The sequence below is a fragment of the Mesorhizobium sp. BR-1-1-10 genome (genome assembly GCF_020165595.1).
GTDB classification, from domain to species: Bacteria; Pseudomonadota; Alphaproteobacteria; order Rhizobiales; family Rhizobiaceae; genus Mesorhizobium; species Mesorhizobium australicum.
Map to the genome: position 1 here is coordinate 282,506 of NZ_JAIUIL010000005.1, position 13,316 is coordinate 295,821.

The following is a 13,316-nucleotide window of genomic DNA, read 5'->3' on the forward strand; positions in this document are numbered from 1 at the left end:
CATGCGGAGCTATGGCGTCGTCATACCGGCCTTCAACGCCAGCGGCACCATCGCCGAGACGCTACGATCGGTCGCGGCGCAGACAGTGCGGCCTGAGCTGGTGGTGATCGTCGACGATGGATCCAGCGACGATCTCGCGGCGGCGATCGGCGGAACGGACCTGCCGCTGCAATTGCTGCGCCAGGCAAATGCCGGACCTGGGAGCGCCACGACAAGGGGCATCGCCGCCTTGTCGACGCCGCTCATTGCAACGCTCGATGCCGACGATCTGTGGCTGCCGAGCAAGGCCGAAACACAGCTCGCGCATCTCGAAAGGCATCCCGCAACGTCGGGCGTTTTTTGCCATTTGCGAAACTTCCGCAATGACCGGCCCGATGCACCCGAGGACGCGATCGTACCCGGTTGGTCGCGGACCACGATGCTGATCCGGCGCGAGGTCGCCGAGACCGTCGGACCAATCGTCGATCCTCCGGGCGGCCGCGGCGAAATGATTGACTGGATCGCGCGGGCACGCGAGGCGGGCCTTGCCCTCGACATGGTGGAAGAGGTGCTGGCGCTGCGCCGCATCAGGCCCGGCAGCCTGTCCTATGGCCGCGATGCCGCGCGCGACCGCGGCTATCTCGAAGTGGCGCGGCTCGCCATGCTGCGACGGGCCCGGAACAAGGCCGGCGCGGGCTGATGGCGGGCATTCGCCGCATCAGCCGACGTTTCCCGGACTATGGCTGGTCCTGGCCGACGGGCGGGCTCGACCAACTGCTCAAGGCCGCCCTTCTTGCCGATGAGGGCGCGGCTGCCGGTTGCGCCTTGCAGTGGCTAAGCGCGAACGACATCGACCTCGTCTCCTTCAGGGAACATCGACTGCTGGCCGCGATCTGCGACCGGTTCGGCCGGAAATTGGCCGGCCAATCCGCCTATCCGCGCCTTGTCGGCCTGCAAAAGATGCTGTGGACCAAGTCGCGCATGGCGATGCGCGAGGCCGAACCGGCGCTGCAGGCGATGACGGATTCCGGCTGCCTGGTGATGCTGATCAAGGGTGCCAGCCGCATTGCCTTGAACGCCTCGGCGCAGCGTGGCCGGGTGGCGCACGACATCGACATATTGGTGCGGCCGCAGGACATGCCGGCGGCATTCGGCGTGCTGCGCGACGGCGACTGGCAGATCGCCACCGGGGTGAGTCCCCAATATCTGAGGACAAGGCTGGCGTCGCTGCGCTCGATGAATTTTTTCAAGGGCAGTTATGGCGATATCGATCTGCACCAGCTTGCCTATGACGGCTCGCAGCAAAGCGACGAGGATGACCAGGCGATCTGGCAGCGCGCGGCGACGGCCGAATTCAGCGGTGTCGGCGTGCTGGTGCCGTCGCCCGCGGATCGCATCGCGCTCGCCATCGCGCATGGCGGGCTCGATGCCCATACCCACAGCGATTGGCTGGTCGATTGCGCGGTGGCCATTCGCACCGGCGGCGTCGACTGGGACGTGTTCCTCGATGTCGTCGCCAGGCGTGGCCTTGCCGTTGCCGCGGCGGTGGCGCTTTCCTACCTTGCGCTCGCTGTTGGCGTGACGGTGCCTGACAAGGTGCTGGCGCGCGTGCTGGACATGGCCGACCGCACCGGCCTTGCACGCTGGTCGGCGGTGCTGCAGGCCAAGCCGCGAACCGACTTCGGCAGGCTGACCTGGCTGTCGCGCGGCTTCGCCAAGCAGTTGCGGCTGAGACGCAAGAGCGGTCGGCTGCGGCAGGAGCCGCCCGCCAGGGCGTGGCGCGGCAGAGCATGGCGCGGCAGGCAGGCACCTCGCGAGCCGCTGGAAGGACAGTCGCCCCTGGCCTTCTCGCAGACCATACCGTGCCCTGCGACGGCGGGGGAGATGATGCTGGACATCACGATCAGGATCAGCGTCCCGCCGGTCCGGCGCCGCATCGAAATGGAGATCAATGTGGGCGACGACCACGTCGCGCGTCTGCGTGCGATGGCCATCAGCCGGTCTGGTGGAGAGCGGGTGCTGTGCTTTCGCGGCAAGGTTACGTTCGATGGCCGACAGCATGCCCTGACGCTGGAAGCGCGGCCGTCCCGGCAGTTCCGCCAATGGGACGATCAGGCGACGGTCGCCGCTTACGGCGCATTGCCTTTCCATCTGGTCTCGGCGATTTTTTCACCGCTGCGCTGAACTATCGCTGGTCGCCTAAAGGTCGGCGGCGCCGTGCGGGGCGCGAACCCTCGCCTATACGGCGCCCTCGTCGGGCTTCGTCACCCGCCGCAACGTCAGGTTGATCCTGCCGCCGTTCTTGAGCAGCGCCGAGGTCGAAGGGTAGATGCGGTCGACGCCATGGAAGGCAAGACGGCCCTCGCCGCCAAGCACGACGACATCGCCGCTTTTGAGCCTGAACGATTTGGTGGCGCCATCGCGGGTTGTCTGGCCGACCCTGAACAGGCAATCGTCACCCAGCGAGACGGAGACGACGGGTGCCGAGAAATCGGCCTCGTCGCGATCCTGATGCAGGCCCATCTTCGCTTCCGGCGTGTAGAAATTGATCAGGCAGGCCTGCGGTGGATTGGGATAGCCCGAGACCTGACGCCATAGATCGAGCAGACTGTCGGGGATAGGCGGCCACGGCTCTCCGGTCAACGGATGCGTCGGCTGGTAGCGATAGCCGCGTTCCTTGTCGGTGACCCAGCCGAGCGGACCGCAATTGGTCATGCGTACGCTCATTTCCTTGCCGGTCCGAGGCATGGCCGGCACGAACAGCGGCGCCTGCTGGACAATGCTTCTCACCTCCTCGACCAGCGTCTCCTGGACGGCGCGGGACAGATGGGCCGGCATGTGACGGATGCCTTTGGGCAGAACGAGCATGGGTTGGCTCATGTGAATGGTTCGGAGCCTCAGCATGCCACCGCCAGACGAAAACGGCGACCCGAAAGCGGTCGTGGTTTTTACGAGGGATGGCCGCAGCGAATTCGTCTTGGCCAAATGGCGGTTGACGAACAAAGAAATAGTCAAGATTTAGAACCGGACCGGTTGACACAAGAATTTTCAGCTTCCGCGTCCAGCGAAGCCGCGGGCAGCCAACGAGAGCGAGGGATATGGAAGTGACATTTCTTCAAGGCTTCAACGCGATCGAACGGGGCTGCATCTGGTCGCGGCGAGGACTGCTTGCCACGACATGCCTGGCGACGCTGGCTGGTGCCTACCAAGCCTCCGCCCAGCAGGCAGGCACCCAGGCATCGGGCGGCGCCACCATGCTCGAGCCCATTACGGTCAGCGGCGAGGCCGGCGGCGACACGTCCCGTGAGGACGACAGGACGGTGGCTGCCAAGCGCAGCTCCGGTGCGACCAAGACGGACACGCTCCTCATCGAAACGCCCCGCTCCGTCTCGGTGGTGACACGCAAGGAACTCGAGGAGCGCGGCGCGCAGGACATTATCGAGGCGGTGCGCTATTCCTCAGGCGTCAGCACCGGCGCTTACGGATTCGACCCGCGATTCGACCAGATCTATATCAGGGGCTACGACGCAACCACGCTCGGCGACTACAAGGACGGCCTGCGCCAGCCCTATATCAACTACGGCACGTTCCGCACCGACCCCTATTCGCTCGAACGCGTCGAGGTGATCAAGGGACCGGTATCGGTGCTTTACGGCGCGGGAACGCCGGCAGGCATCGTCAACAAGGTGCCCAAGCTGCCGACCGAGGACAGGATCAGGGAAGTCGAACTGCTTTATGGCACGAAGGACAGGGCGCAGGCCGCCTTCGATTTCGGCGGCCCGGTCACCAAGGGCAGTGACGATTTCCTCTACAGGATCGTCGGCCTGGCGCGAAACGGCGACACCAATTTCGACATCGCCGACGACCGCTATTTGCTGCAGCCGTCGTTCACCTGGAATCCGGACGCCGCGACGTCCTTCACCATCTATGGGCTGGTGCAGGCGGACGAGACCGATTCCAATGTCGGCGTGATCACCGATCCGTCGGGAAAGGTCCACACCCTGCGCGAGAGCGACCCCGACTATGACCATCAGAAGATCCGGCAGCAGCAGGTCGGCTACAAGTTCGAGCACGATTTCGACGGCGGCATCACGGTGCGCCAGAATGTACGATACTCCCATCTCGACCTGAGGTCGCGCTATCTCGCGGTTTCCGGTTGGACAGGTACGGTCGCGCATCGTTATGCGACCTCAATTCGCGACGAAATGAACGTTTTCCAGGCCGACAACCAGGTCGAGGCCAGGTTCGACACCGGGGCGCTCGCCCACACGTTGCTTCTCGGCCTCGACTACACGGACCTGACCTCTTCCTTCGGCTATGGGTTCGATCCGACCGATCCGGCTTACGATTTCGATATTGCCAACCCGACCTACGGTTTCTCCGGCCCGACCCCGGACACCACGTTCTCTGCGTCCGACGCGGATCTGAGCCAGACCGGCGTCTATGCGCTGGATCAGGTCGAACTGGACAAATGGCGTTTCACGCTCGGTGGCCGCCAGACCTGGGTCGAGCAGACGCGCGACTATTTTGGGGGCGGTTCCGAAGCGGTGGACAAGAACGCCTTCAGCATGCAGGCCGGCGCCCTCTATCTGTTCGATAGCGGCGTCGCGCCCTTCGCCAGCTACGCGACGTCATTCGAACCGATCTCGAACCGCTCGGCCGATGGCGGCGGCATTCTTCAGCCTACGAAGGGCGAACAGTTCGAAGTGGGGGTCAAGTACCAGCCACCGGGAACGGATATCCTGCTGTCCGCGGTCGCCTACCATCTGGTCGAGAAGAACAAGCCGGTAGTCGTCGATCCCAATGCGGGCACCTATCGTTCACTGGGCGAGGTCACCAGCAATGGTTTTGAACTGGAAGCCCGCGCGGCCGTCATGGACGGGCTCGACGTGATCGCGGCCTATAACTACAACCATGCCGAGATCACGGGCGCCGGCCCTGACTCGACGGAGTTGGACAAGGTCCCCGCCGTCACCCCCGAACATGTCGCGAGCCTCTGGGCGAACTACAAATTCGACGAGGGCAGTGCGGCACCCGGCCTTTCGGTGGGAGCCGGCGTGCGGCTGCAGAGCGCGACCTATACCGACACGTCAAACACCGCCAAGAACGATGCCGCCGTCTATCTCGATGCCTCGGCGTCCTACGATTTCGGCGCCATCGACAAGAGGTATGAAGGTGTCTCGGCCGCTTTCGCCGTCCGCAACATTGCCGATGACCGCGCGACGGTGTGCAATTCCGGTTATTGCTACATGGGCCAGGGCCGCAACATCACGGCTTCGCTGAAGCGCCGCTGGTAAAGGCAACGCCGCGCGCCTTTCGGACGCGCGGCGCACTGATTTCAGCGTTTTGACACAACCATGCCCGGCGATTAGCCAAGCTCTGGAATACGCAGAACCTGGCCCGGATAGATCTTGTCGGGATGGGTCAGCATCGGCTTGTTTGCCTCGAAGATGACCGTGTTCTTGGCGCCCTGGCCCTTACCATAGCTCTTTTCGGCGATCTTCCAGAGATTGTCGCCCTTCTGGACCGTATAGAAGGTCGGCTCCTTGGCTGCGGCCGCCGTGCCGGAAGCCGGCGCGACCTGTAACTCGTCAGCCTGCACCTTGGAAACGCCCAGCGTGTTGCCGACGGCGATGACCGCCTTTTCGAAGATCGACTGGTCCTTGACGACGCCCTTCAGCACCGCCGTATCGCCCTGGACAACGACCTGCACGCCATCGGTACCGAGCTTGTGTGAATCGAGCTCTTTCTTGAGCGTGTCGGCGGTGGGTGCGGCTTCCTCGTCGCCGCCGATGCCGAGCTTCTTGCCGACGTTCTTGACGAAATCGAACATACCCATCTCTAGGTCTCCCTTGCTGTGGCAACAAGGGAAACCTCGCATCCGCAACGCAAAATTGAAAGTGGTTTTGCGGGCACGATTTGCGTGTTGCTCAATCGTTCTCCACGCGACCGCGCAGCTTCTTGATCGTACCGCGCCCCGCCTTGCTCTTCAGCCGACGCTCGACCGCGCCTTTCGACGGCCGTGTCTTCTTGCGCGGCGGCGGCGGCGGTTCTGCGGCCTTGGCGACCAGTGCCGCCAGCCTGGTCCGTGCGTCGGCGCGGTTTTGCTCCTGTGTGCGAAAGCGTCCGGCCTCGATGACGATGACACCATCCTTGGTGGCGCGCTGGCCGGCAAGTTTTATGGTCCGCTCGCGTACGCGGTCCGACAGGCCCTCGGCGTTCCGCGCGTCGAAGCGAAGCTGCACCGCCGTCGCCACCTTGTTGACGTTCTGGCCGCCGGGACCGGACGAGCGGATGAAATCCTCGTGCAGGTCGCCCGGGTGAATCACGGCTTCGCCCGATATGATGATGTCGTCGTCGATCGGCATGCCGCAGTCATGGCGCGGCGGACCGAAAAAGAAAAGGCCCGATCGAAAGCGCAGCCCCTAACTGACATATACGATCCTGATCACGACGCCCAGGCGAGTTCGCCAAGATGGCGACGAAGCCATTTCGTCTCTTCCGATGCCGTGCGCCCGAAATGCCGTTTGAAGTCGCGGCTGAATTGGGACGGGCTCGCGTAGCCTACCAAAGCCGCGACCTCTGCGATCGTCCTGTTCTGGCGTGCTATCATCAATCGTGCTTCGTGGAGCCGTATCGCCTTCACGTACTGCATTGGACTGTTGCCGGTCAGGCTCTTGAAATGGACATGGTAGGAAGGAACGCTCATGCCCACGTCTTTTGCCAGGTCGCCGATCGAAATTTCAGAACCGTAGTTCTCTCGCAACCAGGCCAGGCTCTGGATAATCCTTCCGGACGTGCCTTTCTGCTGCAGCGCCGCGAGCATTGCACCGCCCTGCGGGCCGACCAGCACCCGGTAATGCAGTTCGCGCAGAATGCCGTCACCAAGGACGAGAGCTTCAACGGGGCTGCGAAGTGCCACAAGGAGGCGCAGCAGGACATCCTCTATTTCGGGGGCCATCCTGCTTGACACGAGACCTCGCGGCTTGCCGCGCGCCGGTTCGGCATGCATCTGAGCTTGTATGGCGAGCTCGGCTGCCATCTGCATATCGAACTCAACATAGACCGCAAGCAATGGTCGCTCCGAACTGGCCATCGATTTCATGCGGAATGGAACGGGCACCGAAACCGCCAGATAGTGCTCCTCGTCGTAGAGGTAGATCTCCCTTTCGAGGATACCCTGCTTGCTTCCCTGTAATACGAACACCGCGCCTGGCTTATAGAGGACCGGGATGTCGTGAAGCACGGCTTCCGTCCGGAGTATGCGGACGCGGTTGAACGCGGTCGGATTGTAGCCGCGACGAGGGGCGAGAGCTCCGGCCAACTCGACCAGCTTGGATCGTCCGTGTTTGGCGGAAATAGGATTTGGCAACAAATTCAGAGGATCCGCAATCGAAACGCTCGGTTCCTCATAATATTTGTCAACTCATCACCAATCAAGGAAAGCTTGCGAGTCATGTCACAGAAGACCTTCTTTATCACCGGCGCGAATTCCGGCTTCGGCTTGGCGATAGCTTCCGCGGCTATCCAGATCGGCCATAAGGTGATTGGCGCCGTTCGCTCGGAGACATCACGCGCAGCGCTCGCCGACGTTCTTCCCGCAGTTCGACCGGTACTGTGCGACGTAACGGAATTCGACGCCATACCCGACGTGGTCAGGCAGGCGGAGAACGAACATGGACCGGTTGACGTGCTGATCAACAATGCCGGCTATGGGCATGAGGGAGTGCTTGAAGAGTCGCCGATCGAAGAGATGCGGCGTCAGTTCGACGTTAATGTCTTCGGCGCTGTCGCCGTCGCTAAGGCTTTTCTTCCCCGGTTCCGCGAGCGACGTCGTGGATTCATCGTCAATGTCACGTCGATGGGCGGCATGATTACCATGCCCGGCATTGCTTACTATTGCGGCAGCAAGTTTGCGCTCCAGGGCATATCGGAGGTGATGAGTTCGGAAATGGCCCCGTTCGGTGTCCGCGTGACCGCGGTCTGCCCCGGCTCGTTCCGGACGGATTGGGCTGGACGATCAATGGTCCGCACAGAGAGATCAATCACTGACTACGACGCGCTTTTTGATCCGATACGTGAGGCGCGACAGGTAAAGAGCGGCAAGCAGCTCGGTGATCCCGATAAACTGGCAGCCGCCGTTTTAGGCCTGGTCGAGTCCAGTGATCCGCCGCCGCAGCTTCTGCTTGGCAGCGATGCTCTCAAGCTCGTGTCGGACAGAATCGAACGTCTCCGGCAGGAAATCGAGGTGTGGAAGTCTGTCACTGTCTCGACCGACGGCTGACGGCACCGACGTCCTGCCTGCGCCTATTCCGCCGCTTCCTGCATGTGCGGCGCCGCGCCGAGGACGGAGGCGTCGACATGGCTTTCGAACTTCTCGAAATTGACGGCGAACATGCCGACCAGCCTTGCCGCTTGCCGGTCATAGGCCGATTTGTCGGCCCAGGTCGATCGCGGATCGAGGATGGCGCTGTCGACACCAGGCGCCGCCAGCGGCACCTCGAAGCCGAAATTGGCGTCGGTGCGGAAAGCGCCTGCCTTCAGCGAGCCGTCGAGGGCAGCGGCGAGCAAGGCGCGCGTCGCCTTGATCGGCATGCGCTTGCCGGTGCCATGGGCACCGCCGGTCCAGCCGGTGTTGACCAGCCAGCAATCGGCGCCGTGGCGAGCGATGAGCTCGCGCAGAAGATTGCCGTATTCCGACGGATGGCGCGGCATGAACGGCGCGCCGAAACAGGTCGAGAAAGTCGCTTCCGGCTCGGTCACGCCCCTTTCCGTTCCGGCCACCTTGGCCGTGTAGCCGGAAAGGAAATGATACATCGCCTGCGCCGGCGTCAGCCGGGCGATCGGCGGCATCACGCCGAAAGCGTCGGCGGTCAGCATGATGATGTTCTTCGGGTGACTGGCGCGCCCGGTCTTCGAGGCATTGGGGATGAAGTCGAGCGGATAAGCGCAGCGTGTGTTTTCGGTGAGCCTGCCGTCATTGAAATCCGGCATGCCATCGGCGTCGAGTACGACGTTTTCCAGCACGGTGCCGAAGCGCTGCGTGGTGGCGAAGATCTCCGGCTCGGCTTCCGCCGACAGCTTGATCGTCTTGGCGTAGCAGCCGCCTTCGAAATTGAAGATGCCGTGCGGACCCCAGCCGTGCTCGTCATCGCCGATCAAGGTGCGCGACGGATCGGCCGACAGCGTGGTCTTGCCGGTTCCCGACAGGCCGAAGAAAATAGCGGCATCGCCGGCCGGTCCCTCATTGGCCGAGCAGTGCATAGGCATCACGCCTTTCTCCGGCAGGAGGTAGTTGAGCATGGTGAACACCGACTTCTTCATCTCGCCGGCATAGGAGGTGCCACCGATCAGCACGATCTTGCGCGTCAGGTCGACGGCGATCACCGTTTCGGTGCGGCTGCCGTGGCGGCCGGGATCGGCGCGGAAGGACGGCAGGTCGATGATCGTCATCCCGGGCACGAAGTGTTCGAGTTCGGCCGCCTCGGGACGGATGAGCAGGTTACGGATGAACAACGAGTGCCAGGCAAGTTCGGTGATTACCCTGGTGGGCAGCTTTAGCTCCGCGTCGGCACCGCCGACCAGATCCTGCACATAAAGGTCCTTGTCCCCGGCATGGGCCTGGAAGTCGGCGAGCAAGGCGTCGAACTGTGCCGGCGAGATCGCCTTGTTGTTGTCCCACCAGACTTGCGGCTCGGTGGCGGCGTCGCGGACGATGAACTTGTCCTTGGGCGAGCGACCGGTGTGCTGGCCGGTCTCGGCGAGCAGCGCGCCATGCGCGGTCAGCCGGGCTTCACCGCGCCGGATCGCTTCCTCGTAGAGCGCGGCCGCGCCGAAATTGTAGCGCACCGTGCCAGAGGTTTTCAGACCGACACGATCGATCGCGCAGGCAGGATTGCGTTTGCCGACTTCCGACATTGGTGACCCTTTTCAAGATTTGCCGCATCTTTGCCGGCGTATTTCCGGCACACCCACTAAGCAGGCTAGGATGGTCAGAACCAGAAAAGCCAAATGATATCAAATCATTAATCGATTTAAATATTTTGAAAGTTGTTTAAATCGTTTATATATGCGAAAAGTTTCACGGTTGCCCAAAGGATTGGCGAGGTTCGTTCGTCCAATCCATGTCGAGGTTGGATTGTGGCCGGCGGCACCCCGCGCGTGACAGCGGTTAAGGCCTATGCCACATTTTGTACCTAATTTGTCCTGCAAAAGCCCCTTCTCTACGACAGAAGGGACAGCTCATGAGGGAGCCGCTTGAAATGGCAACAATCGCGCTTGTCGATGACGACCGCAACATTCTGACGTCGGTGTCGATCGCCCTCGAATCCGAGGGGTATCGTGTCGAGACCTACACGGATGGTGCGTCCGCGCTGGAAGGCCTGGCGGCCAGGCCGCCTAATCTCGCCATCCTCGACATCAAGATGCCGCGCATGGACGGCATGGAGCTGCTGCGCCGGATGCGCCAGAAATCCGACCTGCCGGTGATCTTCCTGACCTCTAAGGACGACGAGATCGATGAATTGTTCGGTCTCAAGATGGGCGCCGACGACTTTATCCGCAAACCGTTCTCGCAGCGCCTGCTGGTGGAGCGGGTGCGCGCCGTGCTGCGCCGTGCCAGTGCCCGCGAGGCCGCGGCAAAAGCGCCGAGTCAGCAGGCCCGCTCGCTCGAACGTGGCCAGCTCGTCATGGACCAGGAACGCCATACCTGCACCTGGAAGGGTGAGCCGGTGACGCTTACCGTCACGGAGTTCCTGATCCTGCATTCGCTGGCGCAGCGTCCCGGCGTGGTAAAAAGCCGTGATGCGCTGATGGATTCGGCCTATGATGAGCAGGTCTATGTCGATGACCGCACGATCGACAGCCACATCAAGCGGCTGCGCAAGAAGTTCAAGGCTGTCGACGACGACTTCGAGATGATCGAAACCCTTTACGGAGTCGGATATCGGTTCCGCGAAGCGTAATTTGATGTATGTCGAGCAAAAGCGGTCCCCAGTGTGGGGCTGCGACATACATCAAACCTGGGACTAGCGGGAGCTGCTGTTCGATGGCAGTGGAAGCACAGCGAACAAGACCGGCGGGCGCCGCCAGGCGGCCGTCGCGCATCATGCCTTCCTTCGTGTCGAAAATCACGGTGCCGATGCGCCGCTTCCTCGGCCACCATATCTTTTCCAGCCTGACGCGGCGTATTCTTTTCCTCAATCTCGCCGGGCTGGCGGTGCTCGTCACCGGCATCCTCTATCTCAACACCTTCCGCGACGGGCTGATCGACGCGCGCGTCGAAAGCCTGATGACGCAGGGCGAAATCATCGCCGGCGCGATTGCGGCGTCGGCGACGGTCGAGACGGATTCGATCAGCATCGACCCGGAAAAACTGCTTGAGCTGCAGGCCGGCGAAAGCCTGGGGCCTGGCTCGGACCAACTCGACAATCTGGATTTTCCGATCAATCCCGAGCGCGTGGCGCCGGTCCTGCGGCGGCTGATCTCGCCGACCCGCACCCGAGCCCGCATCTATGACCGCGACGCCAATTTGCTGCTCGATTCGCGCCATCTCTATTCGCGCGGTCAGATCCTGCGCTACGACCTGCCGCCGGTCGAGGAGGAGGAGCCCGACCTTGTCGAGCGCGTCCAGAAATTCATCTTCGACTTCTTCCGCAACACCGACCTGCCGGTCTATCACGAACAGCCCGGCGGCAACGGCGCCGCCTTCCCGGAAGTGGTCAAGGCATTGACGGGCAGTCCGTCGACCATCGTGCGCGTCTCGGAACAGGGCGAGCAGATCGTCTCGGTGGCGGTGCCGATCCAGCGTTTTCGCGCCGTGCTCGGCGTGCTGATGCTGTCGACCGAAGGCGGTGATATCGACAAGATCGTCGCCGCCGAACGCAAGGCGATCCTGCGCGTCTTCGGCATCGCGGCGCTCGTCACAGCCATCCTGTCGATGCTTTTGGCGTCCACCATCGCCAACCCGCTGCGCCGGCTGTCGGCGGCGGCCGTACGGGTGCGTCGCGGCGTCAAGAGCCGCGAGGAAATCCCAGACTTTTCCGACCGCCAGGACGAGATCGGCAATCTGTCGATTGCCGTGCGCGACATGACCAACGCACTCTATGCGCGCATCGAGGCGATCGAAAGCTTCGCGGCCGATGTCTCCCATGAGTTGAAGAACCCGCTGACGTCGTTGCGCAGTGCTGTCGAAACATTGCCGCTGGCGAAGAATGACACCTCCCGTGCGCGCCTGATGGAGATCATCCAGCATGACGTGAAACGGCTGGACCGCCTCATCACCGACATTTCCGACGCCTCGCGCCTTGATGCGGAATTGGCGCGCGAAGATGCCGGCACCGTCGACCTGAAGAAATTCGTCACCGACCTCGTCGCTGTTTCGCGTGAAACCACGCGCAACAAGAAGGCGGTCGAGATCGAGCTCAAGGTCGCCAAGCTGCCGCAGGGCGCCAAGGGCTATATCGTCGTCGGTCACGATCTGCGCATCGGCCAGGTCATCACCAATCTGATCGAGAACGCCCGTTCCTTCGTCCCCGAGGACCATGGCCACATCAGCCTGTCGCTGGCGCGCGCCGGCAAGTTCAACATCCTGACCGTCGACGACAACGGTCCCGGCATCCGCGCCGACGCCATCGACCGCATCTTCGAACGTTTTTACACCGACCGGCCCGCCGGCGAGGCGTTCGGCCAGAATTCCGGCCTTGGCCTGTCCATCTCCAGGCAGATCGTCGAGGCCCATGGCGGTACGCTGACCGCCGAAAACATACCAGGCACCAAGCCCGGCGAGATCAAGGGCGCACGCTTCGTCGTGACGCTCCCGGCCGAGGGATGACCGCCAATCGCCAGGGATCGCGACGTGCGGCCTGACAACATACACGCCACGGCGCTGCTGATCGGCGAGAGCGGCATTCTCATCAGCGGCTCATCCGGGTCGGGCAAGACAACGCTGGCGCTGACGCTGATCAGCCATTGCCTGCAACGCGGATTGTTCTCACGGCTCGTCGGCGACGATCAGCTCTTCGTCGAAGCCCATGCCGGGCGGCTGGTGTGCCGTGCGCCCGCCACCATCGAGGGCCTTGCCGAGGTGCCGGGACATGGGCCACGGTCCCTGCCGTTCGAACCGGCCTGCGTCGTCGATCTGCATGTGCGCCTGTTGCCGGCCGGCGAAATCGCACGCTTCCAGGAGGATGCAAGCGACGACATCGCCGGCTGCGCGGTGGCGCGCATCGATCTGGCCGAGCGCAATGTCGCGGCCGCCTTGCTCGCCGTGATGGCGCGGCTGTCGATCCCGCCTTTTCTATGATCCGCGCTGGGTTTTTTGCTGCAATGCGTCAAAA

12 protein-coding genes are annotated in these 13,316 nt (G+C 62.8%); 7 read left to right on the forward strand and 5 right to left on the reverse strand.

Features of this window, described 5'->3' with window-relative positions; translation table 11 throughout:
* Position 1 precedes the first annotated feature (1 nt).
* Both LB555_RS12830 and LB555_RS12835 read left to right on the forward strand, forming a co-directional pair.
* Complete coding sequence (locus LB555_RS12830; RefSeq protein WP_224683010.1) at positions 2 to 679, forward strand: glycosyltransferase family 2 protein; 678 nt, start codon at positions 2 to 4, stop codon at positions 677 to 679.
* A complete protein-coding gene (locus LB555_RS12835; RefSeq protein WP_224683011.1) occupies positions 679 to 2,163 on the forward strand; it encodes a nucleotidyltransferase family protein in 1,485 nt (494 codons plus the stop codon). The genes LB555_RS12830 and LB555_RS12835 overlap by 1 nt, the downstream gene beginning before the upstream one ends.
* A gap of 54 nt (positions 2,164 to 2,217) precedes the next feature.
* On the opposite strand, the gene LB555_RS12840 is transcribed toward LB555_RS12835, so the two are convergent.
* Positions 2,218 to 2,847, reverse strand: a complete 630-nt coding sequence (locus tag LB555_RS12840; protein ID WP_015314350.1) for an alpha-ketoglutarate-dependent dioxygenase AlkB family protein — start codon at positions 2,845 to 2,847, stop codon at positions 2,218 to 2,220.
* A 230-nt stretch (positions 2,848 to 3,077) separates the two neighbouring features.
* Between LB555_RS12840 and LB555_RS12845 the strand changes: the two genes are divergently transcribed.
* Positions 3,078 to 5,276 (forward strand): TonB-dependent siderophore receptor, encoded by a 2,199-nt coding sequence (locus tag LB555_RS12845; protein WP_224683012.1) that lies wholly within the window; start codon positions 3,078 to 3,080, stop codon positions 5,274 to 5,276.
* 71 nt (positions 5,277 to 5,347) lie between these two features.
* Here the strand turns inward: LB555_RS12845 and lysM are convergent, their stop codons facing one another.
* The 3 genes from lysM to LB555_RS12860 form a co-directional block, all read right to left on the reverse strand.
* The gene (gene lysM, locus LB555_RS12850) at positions 5,348 to 5,818 is read right to left on the reverse strand and encodes a peptidoglycan-binding protein LysM (RefSeq protein ID WP_015314352.1); all 471 of its coding nucleotides are present in this window, start codon (positions 5,816 to 5,818) and stop codon (positions 5,348 to 5,350) included.
* A gap of 91 nt (positions 5,819 to 5,909) precedes the next feature.
* Positions 5,910 to 6,347: an alternative ribosome rescue aminoacyl-tRNA hydrolase ArfB gene (gene arfB / locus LB555_RS12855; RefSeq protein ID WP_015314353.1), complete on the reverse strand. Its 438-nt coding sequence runs from the start codon at positions 6,345 to 6,347 to the stop codon at positions 5,910 to 5,912.
* A gap of 80 nt (positions 6,348 to 6,427) precedes the next feature.
* Positions 6,428 to 7,354 carry an AraC family transcriptional regulator gene (locus tag LB555_RS12860; protein WP_224683013.1) on the reverse strand — a complete coding sequence of 309 codons (927 nt, stop codon included), beginning with the start codon at positions 7,352 to 7,354 and terminating at the stop codon, positions 6,428 to 6,430.
* A gap of 81 nt (positions 7,355 to 7,435) precedes the next feature.
* Between LB555_RS12860 and LB555_RS12865 the strand changes: the two genes are divergently transcribed.
* Positions 7,436 to 8,263 carry an oxidoreductase gene (locus tag LB555_RS12865; RefSeq protein WP_224683014.1) on the forward strand — a complete coding sequence of 276 codons (828 nt, stop codon included), beginning with the start codon at positions 7,436 to 7,438 and terminating at the stop codon, positions 8,261 to 8,263.
* 23 nt (positions 8,264 to 8,286) lie between these two features.
* Here LB555_RS12865 and LB555_RS12870 read toward each other — a convergent pair whose 3' ends face one another.
* Positions 8,287 to 9,897, reverse strand: a complete 1,611-nt coding sequence (locus tag LB555_RS12870; RefSeq protein ID WP_015314356.1) for a phosphoenolpyruvate carboxykinase — start codon at positions 9,895 to 9,897, stop codon at positions 8,287 to 8,289.
* Between the two features lie 344 nt (positions 9,898 to 10,241).
* Between LB555_RS12870 and LB555_RS12875 the strand changes: the two genes are divergently transcribed.
* The 3 genes from LB555_RS12875 to LB555_RS12885 all read left to right on the forward strand — a co-directional run bounded on the left by LB555_RS12875 (position 10,242) and on the right by LB555_RS12885 (position 13,282).
* Positions 10,242 to 10,943, forward strand: coding sequence for a response regulator transcription factor (locus LB555_RS12875; protein WP_010912942.1), 702 nt, complete (start codon positions 10,242 to 10,244; stop codon positions 10,941 to 10,943).
* An 83-nt stretch (positions 10,944 to 11,026) separates the two neighbouring features.
* Positions 11,027 to 12,811 carry a sensor histidine kinase gene (locus LB555_RS12880; RefSeq protein ID WP_140875776.1) on the forward strand — a complete coding sequence of 595 codons (1,785 nt, stop codon included), beginning with the start codon at positions 11,027 to 11,029 and terminating at the stop codon, positions 12,809 to 12,811.
* Between the two features lie 24 nt (positions 12,812 to 12,835).
* Positions 12,836 to 13,282 (forward strand): HPr kinase/phosphorylase, encoded by a 447-nt coding sequence (locus tag LB555_RS12885; protein ID WP_140719125.1) that lies wholly within the window; start codon positions 12,836 to 12,838, stop codon positions 13,280 to 13,282.
* Positions 13,283 to 13,316 lie beyond the last annotated feature (34 nt).

Coding starts and splice junctions, on each gene's coding strand:
- LB555_RS12830 (WP_224683010.1), top strand. CDS start 2: ATGCGGAGCTATGGCGTCGTCATACCGGCCTTCAACGCCAGCGGCACC.
- LB555_RS12835 (WP_224683011.1), top strand. CDS start 679: ATGGCGGGCATTCGCCGCATCAGCCGACGTTTCCCGGACTATGGCTGG.
- LB555_RS12840 (WP_015314350.1), bottom strand. CDS start 2,847: ATGCTCGTTCTGCCCAAAGGCATCCGTCACATGCCGGCCCATCTGTCC.
- LB555_RS12845 (WP_224683012.1), top strand. CDS start 3,078: ATGGAAGTGACATTTCTTCAAGGCTTCAACGCGATCGAACGGGGCTGC.
- lysM (WP_015314352.1), bottom strand. CDS start 5,818: ATGGGTATGTTCGATTTCGTCAAGAACGTCGGCAAGAAGCTCGGCATC.
- arfB (WP_015314353.1), bottom strand. CDS start 6,347: ATGCCGATCGACGACGACATCATCATATCGGGCGAAGCCGTGATTCAC.
- LB555_RS12865 (WP_224683014.1), top strand. CDS start 7,436: ATGTCACAGAAGACCTTCTTTATCACCGGCGCGAATTCCGGCTTCGGC.
- LB555_RS12870 (WP_015314356.1), bottom strand. CDS start 9,897: ATGTCGGAAGTCGGCAAACGCAATCCTGCCTGCGCGATCGATCGTGTC.
- LB555_RS12875 (WP_010912942.1), top strand. CDS start 10,242: ATGGCAACAATCGCGCTTGTCGATGACGACCGCAACATTCTGACGTCG.
- LB555_RS12880 (WP_140875776.1), top strand. CDS start 11,027: ATGGCAGTGGAAGCACAGCGAACAAGACCGGCGGGCGCCGCCAGGCGG.